The 14,256-nt window shown below is 59.8% G+C and carries 13 protein-coding genes; 10 read left to right on the top strand and 3 right to left on the bottom strand.

Annotated elements, in window-relative coordinates; genetic code table 11:
- The first annotated feature begins 32 nt into the window (after positions 1–32).
- The 4 genes from ACP7E4_RS16355 to ACP7E4_RS16340 all read left to right on the top strand — a co-directional run bounded on the left by ACP7E4_RS16355 (position 33) and on the right by ACP7E4_RS16340 (position 6,113).
- Positions 33–2,897, top strand: coding sequence for a DUF2339 domain-containing protein (locus ACP7E4_RS16355; protein WP_426116040.1), 2,865 nt, complete (start codon positions 33–35; stop codon positions 2,895–2,897).
- The gene (locus ACP7E4_RS16350) at positions 2,894–4,279 is read left to right on the top strand and encodes a DUF3999 domain-containing protein (protein ID WP_426116038.1); all 1,386 of its coding nucleotides are present in this window, start codon (positions 2,894–2,896) and stop codon (positions 4,277–4,279) included. Before ACP7E4_RS16355 ends, ACP7E4_RS16350 begins: the two co-directional genes overlap by 4 nt.
- 217 nt (positions 4,280–4,496) lie before the next feature.
- Entirely contained in the window at positions 4,497–5,507 is a 1,011-nt protein-coding gene (locus ACP7E4_RS16345; RefSeq protein ID WP_426116036.1) for a class 1 fructose-bisphosphatase, read from the top strand.
- 3 nt (positions 5,508–5,510) lie between these two features.
- Entirely contained in the window at positions 5,511–6,113 is a 603-nt protein-coding gene (locus ACP7E4_RS16340; RefSeq protein ID WP_426116034.1) for a DUF924 family protein, read from the top strand.
- A gap of 4 nt (positions 6,114–6,117) precedes the next feature.
- Here the strand turns inward: ACP7E4_RS16340 and ACP7E4_RS16335 are convergent, their stop codons facing one another.
- Together ACP7E4_RS16335 and ACP7E4_RS16330 are read right to left on the bottom strand one after the other, a co-directional pair.
- A complete protein-coding gene (locus tag ACP7E4_RS16335) occupies positions 6,118–6,450 on the bottom strand; it encodes a type II toxin-antitoxin system RelE/ParE family toxin (RefSeq protein WP_426116032.1) in 333 nt (110 codons plus the stop codon).
- Positions 6,447–6,719, bottom strand: coding sequence for a type II toxin-antitoxin system Phd/YefM family antitoxin (locus ACP7E4_RS16330; protein ID WP_426116030.1), 273 nt, complete (start codon positions 6,717–6,719; stop codon positions 6,447–6,449). Before ACP7E4_RS16330 ends, ACP7E4_RS16335 begins: the two co-directional genes overlap by 4 nt.
- A gap of 185 nt (positions 6,720–6,904) precedes the next feature.
- Between ACP7E4_RS16330 and ACP7E4_RS16325 the strand changes: the two genes are divergently transcribed.
- Both ACP7E4_RS16325 and ACP7E4_RS16320 read left to right on the top strand, forming a co-directional pair.
- Complete coding sequence (locus ACP7E4_RS16325; RefSeq protein WP_065831637.1) at positions 6,905–7,159, top strand: hypothetical protein; 255 nt, start codon at positions 6,905–6,907, stop codon at positions 7,157–7,159.
- 3 nt (positions 7,160–7,162) lie between these two features.
- On the top strand, positions 7,163–7,741 hold the full coding sequence (locus ACP7E4_RS16320) for a lipocalin family protein (RefSeq protein WP_426116028.1): 579 nt from the start codon (positions 7,163–7,165) through the stop codon (positions 7,739–7,741).
- Positions 7,742–7,888: 147 nt separating this feature from the next.
- Here the strand turns inward: ACP7E4_RS16320 and ACP7E4_RS16315 are convergent, their stop codons facing one another.
- Positions 7,889–9,250: a formimidoylglutamate deiminase gene (locus ACP7E4_RS16315; RefSeq protein ID WP_426116026.1), complete on the bottom strand. Its 1,362-nt coding sequence runs from the start codon at positions 9,248–9,250 to the stop codon at positions 7,889–7,891.
- A gap of 149 nt (positions 9,251–9,399) precedes the next feature.
- On the opposite strand from ACP7E4_RS16315, the gene hutC reads away from it, so the two are divergent.
- The 4 genes from hutC (at position 9,400) to hutU (ending at position 14,206) form a co-directional block, all read left to right on the top strand.
- Positions 9,400–10,176 (top strand): histidine utilization repressor, encoded by a 777-nt coding sequence (hutC, locus tag ACP7E4_RS16310; RefSeq protein WP_426116024.1) that lies wholly within the window; start codon positions 9,400–9,402, stop codon positions 10,174–10,176.
- The gene (locus tag ACP7E4_RS16305; RefSeq protein ID WP_426116022.1) at positions 10,173–10,766 is read left to right on the top strand and encodes a HutD/Ves family protein; all 594 of its coding nucleotides are present in this window, start codon (positions 10,173–10,175) and stop codon (positions 10,764–10,766) included. The genes hutC and ACP7E4_RS16305 overlap by 4 nt, the downstream gene beginning before the upstream one ends.
- 166 nt (positions 10,767–10,932) lie before the next feature.
- Positions 10,933–12,111, top strand: coding sequence for a Na+/H+ antiporter NhaA (nhaA, locus tag ACP7E4_RS16300; RefSeq protein WP_426116020.1), 1,179 nt, complete (start codon positions 10,933–10,935; stop codon positions 12,109–12,111).
- Positions 12,112–12,520: 409 nt separating this feature from the next.
- Positions 12,521–14,206, top strand: coding sequence for a urocanate hydratase (gene hutU, locus ACP7E4_RS16295; protein ID WP_426116018.1), 1,686 nt, complete (start codon positions 12,521–12,523; stop codon positions 14,204–14,206).
- The last annotated feature ends 50 nt before the right edge of the window (positions 14,207–14,256 follow it).

The raw sequence follows: 14,256 nt of genomic DNA, 5'->3' as shown, positions 1-14,256 counted from the left end.
GAACGACTACTGACCGAAAAGGATGTCCTGGCGTGCAATGGATTTTGCTGGTGGTGGGGCTTGGCGCTGTGGGCTTTCTGACAGATGGCCTGTTTTATCCCTGGATGAACGGCAGCGCGTCGATTGCCCTGGTGTTGGCCGCCTGGTTGGGCGTGCGTCTGGCGAAACTGCGCAAGCAATTGGCAGAGCAACGTGAGCAACTCAACGCAGCACAGAAAAACATCGAATCCCTGCAACAACGCCTGACCCGCCTGGAATTCCCGCACACTTCCCCGTTCAGCACAGCCGAACCGGCGCTCGCCGCTGCGCCGCTGCCCGAAGACGCCGTGATCGTCGCCACGCAATCCGATGGACCGGAGTTGATCTGGGACTTGCCGGACGAAGCGCAGGCTCATTCGCAATGGCCACAACCGGCTGCACCGCTGACTCGCGCCAAAGCCATTGAAACTGAGCCCAAAGCAGCACCAGCCAGCCCCAATCCCATTGATGCCGTGATTCAAAAAGCCCGGGACTGGCTGCTCGGCGGCAACACGGTGTTGCGCGTCGGCGTGGTTTTGCTGTTTCTCGGCCTGGCGTTTCTGCTGCGTTATGCCACCGAAGGCATGGTCGTGCCGATTGAAGCGCGTTATGCCGGGGTCGCCGCCAGCGCCATGGCTTTGTTGGGTCTGGGTTGGTGGCTGCGGCAGCGCAACAGGCCTTTTGCCCTGATGATGCAAGGCACCGGGATCGGCGTGCTGTATCTGACGGTGATCGGCGCGATGAAAGTCCATGGTTTGCTCGACCCCAGTCTGGGCTTTGTCCTGCTGGTAGCGGCGACGGCCTTTTCCGCGATGTTGGCAATTATCCAGAACTCCCTGGCCCTGGCCTGCGCGGCGGCACTCGGCGGTTTCGCGGCGCCGATCCTGTCGTCCACCGGGCAAGGCAGCCACATCACGCTGTTCAGCTACTTCGCCTTGCTCAATGCTGGCATCTTCGCCATCGCCTGGTTCAAGGCCTGGCGCCTGCTCAACCTGATCGGGTTCTTCGGCACTTTTGGCATCGGTCTGGCGTGGGGCCTGCGCGGTTACACGCTGGAACTGTTCTGGAGCACCGAACCGTTCTTGCTGCTGTTCTTCTTGATGTATCTGGCCATCGGCCTGCTGTTCGCCCGTCGCAAGTTGCAGGAATTGCCCAGCACCCCGGAAGACGAGAGCCGCGCAGCCATGCTGCGCTGGTCCCGACGGCAGGGCGATTACGTGGACGGCACCTTGCTGTTCGGCACGCCCATCGTCGGCTTCGGCTTGCAATACGCGCTCATGCAGACCATCGAGTTGGGTGCAGCCTTCAGCGCACTTGCATTAGGCCTGCTTTATATGGGCATCGCCCGCTTGCTGGCCGGCCGTGCGCCGGGACGCGCGTTGCTGCTGGTGGAAACCTGTCTGGCGCTGGGCGTAGTGTTCGCAACCCTGGCGATTCCGCTGGGCCTCGATGCGCAATGGACGACATGCGCCTGGGCCATCGAAGGCGCTGCGGTGTTCTGGCTGGGCATGCGTCAGCAACGGCTGCTGGCGCGCATCTTCGGGCTATTGCTGCAAGCGGCTGCCGGGCTGGTGTTCCTCAACGAAATGAACGCCTGGTACTCGTCACTCCTGGCCCACGGCGATTTCTGGACGCCGATGATCATCGCCCTGGCGGGCTTGATCAGCGCCCTGCTGGTGCAGCGCATCGCGGCATCCGGCCCGCTGAAGGCTGAATACCTGTCGCCGCTGCTGACTCTCTGGGGCGGTGGCTGGTGGATATTGGCACTGACCGTGGCTGCGTTGCGTTTTTCCCCCGATGACCTGCTGGCAACCTGGATGCTGCTGCTCGCCGCCGCCAGCGTTGCGCTCTGGACGGTTACTGCCCTGCGCCTGCGTTGGCCGGGACTGGCGAAACTGACCCTGGCGCTGACGCCGATAAGTGGCGTGCTGATGCTCTTCAACTGGCTGTGGAACAATCATCTGTTCGCCCACTGGGCCTGGCTCGGCTGGCTGGCGGTACTCGCCGCACACCTGATTTCTCTACGCCGACTGGCAGACATGCTGCCCGGCAAAGCCTTGAGTCTGGCGCATGTATTGGGTTGCTGGCTGGCGATCAGCGTGCTCGCGCTGGAGTTGAGCTGGGTCATGGCGCAGCTGTCCGAGCATTACAACGCCTGGCGCTGGCTCGGCTGGGCGCTGCTGCCAAGTCTGTATCTGCTGGCGATGACCTCATCGCGCCGCTGGTCATGGCCGATTGCCGCGTATCCGAAAGAGTACCGCGTCTGGGTCGCCGCCCTGCTGGCGCTGCTGATGCTGACGTGGTTTTGGCTGGCCAACTCGTTCAGTGACGGAGCAGCCAATCCGCTGCCGTACATTCCGTTGCTCAATCCGCTGGAACTTGGCCTGCTGTTCGCGCTGCTGGGCGTATTTATCTGGACGCGCAATCTGTTGCCGCAACTGGGCGTGAGCGAACGCCATGCGCAGCGTGCCGCGCTGATCGCCGCTGGCGCCTCGCTGTTCGTGCTGTTCAGCGCCATGGTCACGCGCAGCGCTCACCACTGGGCCGGCGTGCCGTGGGACATCGATGATCTGCTGGGTTCCATGCAAGTACAGGCCGGGCTCTCCATCGTCTGGACGCTGATGGCCTTGACGCTGATGATCGGCGGGCATGTGCGCGCAAGACGCGAGGTCTGGATCGCAGGCGCAATGCTGATCGGCGTGGTGGTCGCCAAGCTGTTCTTCGTCGAACTGAGCAACCGAGGCGGGATGGCGCGCATCGTCTCGTTCATCGGCGTTGGCGTTTTGCTATTAGTGGTGGGATATTTCGCACCACTGCCGCCGAAAACTTCGGCACCAAATAACAAAAGCTCAGTCAATCCTGAGCCGGAAAATCCATGAGGATCGCGTTGGTGAGTCGTCAGCTGCTGTTCAAAACCGTTGTGTTCGGCGCTGCGTTGTTGGCAGCGACGCTGGCCAGTGCCCAGGAAAACCTGAGCGATTTTGCCAGCCAGACACCGCTGAAGCTGACCGGCGAAGGCCCTTGGTATCGCGTCGATTTGCCGCTGACGGTGCAGCTCAATTCGCGGCAGAACAGCCTTGGCGACCTGCGGGTGTTCAACAGCGAAGGCCAGGTCCAGGCCTACGCGCTGACTGAAAGCCCGGTCATGAAGCATGCCGACCAACCATCCACCGCCGTGAAGTGGTTCCCGATCTACAGCGCCGCCGACAATACCGAAGCCGCGCCAGGCATTCGCGTGCAGCGCACGGCCAGCGGCACGGTGATCGAAGTGCAGCCGCAAAGTGATATCGAGGCGGGCGACGAAGTGCTGCGCGGCTGGTTGCTGGACACCAGCGCCATCAAGGCGCCGCTGGAACAACTGATCATCGACTGGGACACCGAACACGAGGGCTTCCAGCGTTTCAGCATCGAAGCCAGCAACGACCTGCAACACTGGAAGGCCTGGGGTAACGGCCAAGTGGCACGTCTTTCCTTCGCTGACGAGTTGGTCGAGCAGCGCGAAGTCGCTTTGCCGGGCCGCTCGGCGCGTTATCTGCGCCTGTTGTGGAACGCACCGCAGACGGCGCCGAACCTGACCTCGGCGCAGTTGCTCAGCGCCAACACCGAGCGTCCGGAATTGCCGTTGACCTGGTCGTCTGCCGTGAGCGGCAAAGTCGAAAAACCGGGGGAATATGTCTGGCAGTTGCCTGGCGGTTTGCCGGTCGAACGCCTGCAGTTTGATATCGCCCAGGCCAACAGTCTTGCGCCGGGCACGCTGTTTGGGCGGCGCAGCGATCAGGACGCGTGGCAACCGGTCAGCAGCGGCTTGCTGTATCGCCTGACCCAGAACGGGCAGGACGTGGTGCAGGATGAACTGTTGTTGTCCGGCCAGATCGTTCGTCAGTTGAAGCTGGAAGTCGACGAGCGTGGCGGCGGACTGGGCAACGAAGCGCCACAGGTGCGCTTTGCCGTGCGCGCCACGCAGGTGGTGTTTCTGGCGCGGGGCAATGGCCCGTTTACCTTGGCCATCGGCAATCCGGCGGCAAAAGCTGCCAATCTGCCATTGGCGACGCTCATTCCCGATTACAGCGTGCAAAAAATGAACACTCTGGGCAAAGCCGAGCCCGCTGGCGCTCCGGTCATTGTTGCCGCGCAGCCAGAACCTGCGGTCGCCAGCATTGACTGGAAACGTGTCGGGCTGTGGGCGGTGCTGGTCTGCGGCGTGATCTTCCTCGGCTGGATGGCCTTGAGTACATTGCGGGCTGCGACGCCCAAGCCGTGAGCCCGCGACCCAATCGTAGGAGCAGCTTTAGCCGCGAGAAACACCCTCCCGGCTGAAGCCGGTCCTACAACATTGCAGGACTCCCATATTTACGATTTCCAGCTACGCTCAGCTGACACGTGAACTCAATGGGTGTTAACCCAGTCTTATGGGCAGTATTACGTCCCCACTCGCGTTAAACTGCGCGGGTTTTTATCCCCCATATTCGGAGCTCTCCATGTCCCGCGTTACCCTGAGTCGCTATTTGATTGAGCAGACCCGCAGCAACAACACCCCTGCCGATCTGCGTTTCCTGATCGAAGTGGTGGCGCGTGCGTGCAAGGAAATCAGCCACGCCGTCTCCAAAGGCGCGCTGGGCGGCGTACTCGGCAGCATGGGTACTGAAAACGTACAAGGCGAAGTTCAGAAAAAACTCGACGTGATCTCCAACGAAATCCTGCTCGAAGCCAACGAATGGGGCGGTCACCTGGCCGGCATGGCGTCCGAAGAAATGGACAACGCCTACCAGATCCCGGGCAAATACCCGAAAGGCGCGTACCTGCTGGTTTTCGACCCGCTTGATGGTTCGTCGAACATCGATATCAATGCCCCGGTCGGTACTATCTTCTCGGTGCTGCGATGCCCGAATGAATACCTGAGCCAGAACGAACACCTGAACGAAAAGGCTTTCCTGCAGCCAGGCACCGAGCAGGTCGCTGCCGGTTATGCAATCTACGGCCCGCAGACCATGTTGGTGCTGACCCTGGGTGATGGCGTGAAAGGCTTCACGCTGGACCGCGAAATGGGCAGCTTCGTCCTGACCCACGAAGACATCAAGATCCCGGAATCCACTCAGGAATTCGCCATCAACATGTCCAACCAGCGTTACTGGGAAGCCCCGGTAAAACGCTACGTGAACGAGTTGCTGGAAGGTGAAGATGGCCCGCTGAGCAAGAACTACAACATGCGCTGGGTTGCCGCGATGGTAGGCGACGTGCATCGCATCCTGACCCGTGGCGGCGTGTTCATGTACCCGCGCGACAGCCGCGAGCCGTCCAAGCCGGGCAAACTGCGTCTGATGTACGAAGCCAACCCGATGTCGTTCCTGGTCGAGCAAGCGGGCGGCGCGTCCACCGACGGCCGTCAGCGTATTCTCGACATCCAGCCTGAAGGCCTGCACCAGCGCGTTGCGGTATTCCTCGGTTCCAAGGAAGAAGTGGCGCGCGTAACGGCCTATCACAAGGAATAAACCATGATTGCCCCTTGGCTGCCCGTGCTGGAGTGGTGGTTCGGCAGTGCCGAAACCGCCACTGAAGTGGTGCAGGCCAAGGGCAAGCTGTGGTTCGGCAAGAAAAAATCCCAGGACACCGAAGCCCTTGCTCGCTTCGGTGAACAGGTCGACAAGGCACTGGCGGGCGGTTTGAACGAATGGGTGGCAAACCCGGACGGCTGGCTGGCGCTGGTGCTGTTGCTTGATCAATTGCCGCGCATGATCTATCGCGACACCCCAAAAGCCTTTGCCGGTGATGCCCGTGCCCAGGCCCTGGTCGAACATGGCTTGAAACTCGGCCGCGACCAACTGCTCGACCCGCTGCAACGCACCTTCATTTATCTGGTCCTGGAACACAGCGAAAACATCGACGCGCAAAATCAGGCCGTCGCCCGTTTCGCCGAACTGCTCCCGCTCCTGCCCGCCACCGACCGCGACTACTTCAACGAAAGCCTCGACTACGCCGAGCGCCACCAGCAAGTCATCGCCCGCTTCGGCCGCTTCCCCCACCGCAACGAAACCCTCGGCCGCCCTTCGACGGATGAGGAAATCGAGTTCTTGAAGGGGCGTGGGTCGAGGTTTTAGGCAATTACAAAGTGCTATGCATCAATCGTTTGGTTAGTAACGAAGTCAGGTTGCGCCGCGTATCAACAATTGCGTGAACGAAAACGACATCCTGTCGCGTTTCATAGATGATGCGATTCATATCCGAAATGATCTGCCGGAACGGCCCCAGATTCAGCATTTCGATTTCTTCAGGAACGCTTCCCGAAAATGGGGATATCTCCAGGGTCTTCAGCGTGCTCTTAAGCTTGTCGGACGTTACCAGCCAAGTTTCATGGGAGAACTTATTTACGATGTAGTTACGAAGCTCTTTCAGGTCGTGCTGTGCGGATTTCAGGATCACCACTTTGAAACTCATTCGTCATCGATCCTATCCAGCTCCGCAAATACTTCCTCGACATTCTTGTACTCCCCTCGCTCGATTTCACGGCTGCCAAGAGCGAGTATTTTTAGCAGAGCGAAGGTTTCCATTTGCTCTTCATAGCTTTTCACATCGATGACTACCAGTTTCGCCTCACCATTCTGGGTAATGAGCATGGGCTCGCGACTCTCCGATATATCTTTTACGATTTCAGCCGCATGGCTTTTGAGATAGCTGATGGGCTTAACCCGGGATGAATACTTCATGCGCATCCTCCTTCAAATTTCCGGAAAGACTGATTTTAGTCTTAATTTGGTCCGACAAGCGAACTATAGGCGACCAAGGGAACCAGATCCGGTTTTTCTCTTCTAAGCTATCGGCATTACGCCAGTATGTTTGTCCATCGGACCGATGCTGCGACGTTGCCCCCTTCCGTTCAGGAGCTTCATCCATGTCTCTGCGCTCTCTCGCGTTGTTGTCGTTTTGCGTTCTGCTGGCCGCTTGCAGCAAGATCACTCAGGAAAATTATTCGAAGATTTCTGCCGGCATGGGCAAGGGCCAGGTTGAGAGTCTGTTAGGCAGCCCGACCGAATGTTCCGGCGCGCTGGGCATGTCCAGCTGCACTTGGGGCGACAAGAACAGCTTTATCAGCGTGCAATACGCGGCCGACAAAGTGGTGCTGTTTTCGGGCCAGGGTCTGAAGTAAGTCATGATCAAATTACTGATGCGATTCGGCCTGGTGCTCATGGCGAGCTTTCTGGCCATCGGCTTTGCTCATTCGGCTGACTCGCTTGAGCCCAAGACCGTCGATAACGTCGACCTGAAGAAATATCAGGGCACCTGGTACGAACTGGCGCGCCTGCCGATGTTCTTTCAGCGTAATTGCGCCCAGTCCGAAGCCCATTATTCGCTCAAAGACGACGGCAACGTTGGCGTGACCAACCGCTGCCAGACTGCTGAAGGCGAGTGGCAAGAAGCGACGGGAACGGCATCGCCGCAGGTTCCGGGCAAGACCGACAAGCTGTGGGTCGTGTTCGATAACTGGTTTTCGCGACTGCTGCCGGGCGTAGCCAAGGGCGATTACTGGGTGCTGTACATCGGCGACGGTTACAAGACCGCCGTGGTGGGCAATCCGGATCGCAAATACCTGTGGCTGCTGTCGCGCACGCCAACCGTATCGGACGCCACCAAGGCCGAACTGCTGAGCAAAGCCCAGCAGCAGGGCTATGACACCACCAAGCTGATCTGGCGGGTTGAAGATTCAAAGATCGGTAAGGCTGGGAAATGATCTCTGACTGAAAAATTGTGGGACCGGATTTATCCGGGAAGGCTTCGGTTCAGCCGCCAGACAAGTGTCGGCAGGAATGCCGCCTTCGGGAATGAATTCCCTCCCACAATGAATCTCATGCCGCCCGTATAAGCCAGCTTCTGGCTATCAGCCCAACATCTCCCGCAACACTTGGGCAAATTCCCGATTGCTCTGCTCTTCCCCGGCATGACGCCCTTCACGCACGACCCATTGGCCGTTGACCATCACGTCACGAATCTGCCGATCACCACCCGCAAACAACCAACGGTTGAGAATCCCGTCGCCCGACGCCGTGGCGATATACGGATCATTGCCATCCAGCACCAGCCAGTCGGCGCGTTGCCCGATCTGCAATTGGCCGATTGGCTGACCCAAGGCCTGCGCGCCGCCCGCCAACGCTGCGTCATACAAAGTCCGGCCAACCATCGGCTGATCGCTGCGATACAAGCGATTACGGCGCTGGTCGCGCAAGCGCTGCCCGTACTCCAGCCAGCGCAGCTCTTCGACGACACTGAGCGAAACGTGGCTGTCTGAACCAATCCCCCAGCGCCCGCCTTGCGCGATGTAGTCGACAGCAGGGAAAATCCCGTCGCCCAAATTTGCCTCCGTGGTCAGGCACAAACCCGCCACCGCACCACTTTTGGCCATTAGCGCAACCTCATCGGGCTGCGCGTGAGTGGCATGAACCAGACACCAGCGCTCGTCCACCGGCGCGTTTTCATACAGCCATTGCAACGGCCGCCGCCCACTCCAGGCCAGGCAGTCATCGACTTCCTTCTGTTGCTCGGCGATATGGATATGCACTGGACATTGCTGGTCGCTGGCGCTCAACACCTCGCTGATCTGCTGCGGCGTGACCGCCCGCAACGAGTGAAAGCACAGCCCTAACGCTTGCGCAGGCTGTTTTGCCAGCAGCGGTTGCAAGCGTGCCTGCAAATCCAGATAGCTGTCGGTGCTGTGGATAAATCGCCGCTGACCTTCGTTCGGTGCTTGCCCGCCAAAACCGGAGTGGCTGTACAGCACCGGCAGCAGCGTCAGGCCAATACCGGCGGCGCTGGCGGCCTGGCTGATCTGCAACGCCAGTTCAGCGGGGTCGGCGAAAGGTTTGCCGTTGGTGTCCTGGTGCACATAGTGGAATTCAGCCACCGAGGTGTAACCGGCCTTGAGCATTTCGATGTACAGCTGGCGGGCGATGACACCCAATTGCTGCGGGCTGATCTGCCCGACCAGACGGTACATGAGGTCGCGCCAGGTCCAGAAACTGTCGTTGGGATTGCCCGCCACTTCGGCCAGACCGGCCATCGCCCGCTGAAAAGCGTGGGAATGCAGATTCGGCATGCCCGCCAGCAAAGGCCCGTTGAGCAGCTCGGCGCCATTCGCGTCGGCATCAGCCGTTACCTGCGTGATAAAGCCATTACTGACTTCAAGACGCACGTTGTTGGCCCAACCACTGGGTAATAATGCACGCTCGGCAAAGAAGGCGGACATGGCTCTGCATCCCGAAAAGAACTGATTTGTATATACATATACAGACGTTTGCCTGCTGGGTAAACTCCGACAAGCTTGCCGCCGGACCGGTTAGTGGTTAGCGTGAGCACACTTACGTAACGGTCGATGCGCCACGTAACTGCATCGACATGACCATTGAAAACAAGGATTGCCCAGTGCCGACTCCGCCTGCCATTTCTCCACTGGCCGCCCAGATGGGTGACAGTCCGGCGCCGCTATACGCCCGAGTCAAGCACATGATCGCCCAGCAGATCCAGAATGGAACCTGGGCGCCACATCACCGCGTGCCGTCGGAAAGCGAGCTGGTCACCCAATTGGGTTTCAGCCGCATGACCATCAATCGTGCCTTGCGTGAGCTGACCGCCGAGGGCTTGCTGGTGCGGATGCAAGGCGTAGGAACATTCGTCGCAGAACCCAAGAGCCAGTCGGCGCTGTTTGAAGTCCATAACATTGCCGACGAAATTGCCGCTCGTGGTCATCGTCATAGCTGCAAGGTCATCCTGCTCAATGAAGAAGCGGCAGGCTCGGAACGCGCCCTGGCCCTGGACATGCGGGAAGGCCAACGAGTCTTCCATTCGCTGATCGTGCATTTCGAAAACGATCTGCCGGTGCAAATCGAAGACCGTTTCGTCAACGCCCTGGTCGCGCCGGAGTACCTCAAGCAGGATTTCACCCTGCAAACGCCCTACGCCTATCTGTCGCAAGTCGCACCGCTGACCGAAGGCGAGCACGTGGTCGAGGCGATTCTCGCCGAGACCGACGAATGCAAACTGCTGCAAATCGAGCCCGGCGAACCTTGCCTGCTGATTCGCCGCCGCACCTGGTCCGGCCGTCAGCCTGTTACCGCTGCGCGCCTGATTCATCCCGGTTCCCGCCATCGCCTGGAAGGACGTTTCAGCAAATGACCCGACTGACTGTTCTGCGCGCCGCCGACTACCCCCGCATGCCTTGGAAAAACGGCGGCGGCAGCACCGAAGAAATCACCCGCGATGCGGGCGTTGGCCTGGACGCTTTTGGCTGGCGGCTGTCGATTGCCGATATCGCGGAGTCGGGCGGGTTTTCGGTATTTGCCGGTTATCAGCGCATCATCACCGTGCTGCAAGGCGCGGGCATGACGCTGGATGTGGACGGCGCGTTGACCGAGCCGCTGCTCCCCGGCGATCCATTTGCCTTCAGTGGCGACAGTCAGGTCAGCTGCAATCTGCTTGATGGACCGATTCGCGACTTCAATCTGATCTACGCTCCCCAGCGCTACCGCGCCAGCCTGAAGTGGATCGATGTCCTGCAACCGCAACGCCTGTTCACCTCGGCGCACACACTGCTGCTGTTCAGCATCGCCCAGCAAATGGCCGCGAACCTGGGCGAACACCCGCCGCAATTGCTGGAAAAGCACGATTGCCTGCAATTGGACAATGAGTCCGGCACGCTGCAGGAAGTGGTGCTCTACGCACCCAAGGCCAGTCGGTGTTGTTTGATTGAACTAAGCAAGATCTGAATTCTGTGGGACCGGATTTATCCGGGAAGACGGCATTCCTGACGACGAAAATGCAGTGAATGAAACGACCTCTTCCCGGATAAATCCGGTCCCACGGATTCTCAACAGATAGTTATGTGTTTTTTTACAGTTCCCTTCAAGGACGCCACGACCGCCAATGACGACGATGAATAACAACAATAAAGAAACCCCACGCGCCATCGCCATTCTTGCCAGCTTCCTGGCGTCCGAGTCCGCTGGCGGCATTGTCTTGATGGGCGCGGCGCTGGCCGCGTTGATCGTCGCCAACTCAGGCATGGCTGCGAGCTATTTTTCGATATTGCACAGCGTCTGGCTCGGCCTTTCCGTCGAGTTGTGGATCAACGACGGGCTGATGGCGATCTTCTTTCTGATGGTCGGCCTGGAAATCAAACGCGAAGTGCTGGCGGGCGGACTCGCCACCTGGGGGCAACGCGCCCTGCCCGGCTTTGCGGCGGCGGGCGGCATGCTGGTGCCGGCGCTGATCTATATCGCCATCAACTGGGGCAACCCGCAAACCATGAGCGGCTGGGCGATCCCGGCGGCCACAGACATCGCCTTCGCCCTTGGCGTGCTGTCCCTGCTCGGCAAACGTGTGCCAACGTCCCTGAAAGTCTTCCTCGCCGCGCTGGCGATTCTCGATGACCTGGGCGCAGTGACAATCATTGCCTTCTTCTACAGTTCCGGGCTGAACATGCCGATGCTGCTGGCTTCGTTCGTGACCCTGGGCGTATTGATCGCCATGAATCGCCTGCAAGTGCGCCGCCTGTTGCCGTATTTGCTGTTGGGTGCGCTGCTGTGGTTCTTCGTCCTGCAATCGGGAGTCCACGCCACGCTGGCCGGAGTTGCGCTGGCACTGTGCATTCCGCTGGGTAAACCCGAAGAAGAAGCGCGCTCGCCGCTGCTGTTTCTCGAAGAAAAGATGCATTACTGGGTGGCGTTCGCCATCGTGCCGATTTTCGGCTTTGCCAATGCTGGCGTGTCGCTGTCCGGGATATCCCTGCAAAACCTGATCGATCCTGTGCCGCTGGGCGTCGCCCTCGGCTTGTTCGTCGGTAAACAGATCGGCGTGTTCCTCGCGGCCGTACTGGCAATACGCGCCGGTCTGGCGACGTTGCCCGAAGGCAGCAACTGGGTACAACTCTACGGCGTCGCGATTCTGTGCGGCATCGGCTTCACCATGAGTCTGTTCATCGGCAACCTGGCATTTCCGGGCTCGGCGCATCTGGTCGATGAAGTGAAAGTCGGCGTACTGATGGGTTCCGGGCTGGCGGCGATTGTTGGCGTGATCCTGCTGCGCAGTCGCGTGAGCACCGGGAAACACTGACTCAAGAATGCTGAATCCACCGGGAAAGCCTGCCGTTCGGCGCAGGTTTCCCGGTAACGGAATTTTGCTCCCGCCTGACCTGTAAGCGCGCCCCGTTTTGTTACCGAACGCCCCGAAACGAGGCACGAATTCGTTCCAGTAACATCCCGCCGACCTCTCCTTGTACCCCTCGCTAAATCCAAGACTTGTTAAAAAGCCAGCAAATCCAGGCGTTTACGCGGTTTTTTGCTGAGCCCTCGATACCTGCCAACAGAATTGGTCCTTCAATTGCATATGCTTGTATGTACAAGTAAAGCCAAGTGCGTCGAATGACCCCTGCTACAGTCAAACGATGCCTGCGCCGTGCTTACCCCAATTGCCCGCTCGCCGACTGATGGCGGGGCTGGATTGATCGCTGAGGAGTTCGTTCGTGACCGAGAATAACCAACACTGGACCCGCTACCGTGACGTCGAAGTGCGTGCTGCCCGTGGCACCCAGCTCACCGCCAAAAGCTGGATGACCGAAGCACCGTTGCGCATGCTGATGAACAACCTCGACCCTGAAGTCGCCGAGAACCCCAAGGAATTGGTGGTTTATGGCGGCATCGGGCGCGCCGCGCGCAATTGGGAATGCTACGACAAGATCGTCGAAAGCCTGACCAACCTGAATGACGACGAAACCCTGCTGATTCAGTCCGGCAAACCGGTCGGCGTGTTCAAAACCCACAGCAACGCGCCGCGCGTGCTGATCGCCAACTCCAACCTGGTACCGCACTGGGCGAGCTGGGAGCATTTCAACGAACTGGATGCCAAAGGCCTGGCGATGTATGGCCAGATGACCGCCGGCAGCTGGATCTACATCGGCAGCCAGGGCATCGTGCAAGGCACTTACGAAACCTTCGTCGAGGCCGGTCGCCAGCATTACAACGGCAGCCTCAAGGGCAAGTGGGTACTGACCGCAGGCCTTGGCGGCATGGGCGGTGCGCAACCGCTGGCCGCAGGCATGGCCGGTGCCAGCTCGCTGAATATTGAATGCCAGCAGAGCCGCATCGATTTCCGCCTCAAGACCCGTTACGTCGACGAGCAAGCCGTGGACCTGGACGACGCCCTCGCGCGCATCGCCAGATACACTGCGGAAGGCAAGGCAATCTCCATTGCGCTGTGTGGCAATGCCGCCGACATTCTCCCGGAAATGGTGCGTCGCGGCGTACGGCCGGACATGGTCACCGACCAGACCAGCGCCCACGACCCGCTCAATGGTTATCTGCCAAAGGGCTGGAGCTGGGACGAATACCGCGCCCGCTCGCTGACCGAACCGGCCGCCGTGGTGAAAGCCGCCAAGCAATCCATGGCGGTACACGTCGAAGCCATGCTCGCGTTCCAGAAAATGGGTATTCCGACCTTCGACTACGGCAACAACATTCGTCAGATGGCCAAGGAAGAGGGCGTGGAAAACGCCTTCGACTTCCCGGGTTTTGTTCCCGCTTACATTCGTCCGTTGTTCTGCCGTGGCGTAGGACCGTTCCGCTGGGCGGCATTGTCCGGCGACCCGGAAGATATCTACAAGACCGACGCCAAGGTCAAGGAGCTGATCCCGGATGACGCTCACTTGCACAACTGGCTGAACATGGCCCGCGAGCGCATTGCGTTTCAGGGTCTGCCGGCGCGGATTTGCTGGGTTGGCCTGGGCCAGCGCGCCATGCTCGGCCTGGCGTTCAACGAAATGGTACGTAGCGGCGAGTTGTCGGCGCCGGTGGTGATCGGCCGCGACCATCTGGACTCCGGCTCGGTCGCCAGCCCGAACCGTGAAACCGAATCCATGCAGGATGGCTCCGATGCAGTGTCCGACTGGCCGCTGCTCAACGCCCTGCTCAATACCGCGAGCGGCGCGACCTGGGTTTCGCTGCACCACGGCGGCGGCGTCGGCATGGGTTTCTCGCAGCATTCAGGCATGGTCATCGTCTGCGATGGCACTGACGAAGCCGCCGAACGCATCGCCCGCGTGCTGCACAACGACCCGGCGACTGGCGTGATGCGTCACGCCGATGCGGGTTATCAGATCGCTATTGATTGCGCCAACGAGAAGGGCTTGAACCTGCCGATGGTTGGCAGCTGAAGATGTGGGACCGGCTTCAGCCGGGAAAGCGATACATCTGCCGCAAAAAA

It is taken from the genome of Pseudomonas sp. DSP3-2-3, assembly GCF_049898225.1.
GTDB lineage: Bacteria > Pseudomonadota > Gammaproteobacteria > Pseudomonadales > Pseudomonadaceae > Aquipseudomonas.
Note: the sequence above shows the minus strand (reverse complement) of the source record. Positions and strands in the feature narration are given on the sequence as shown.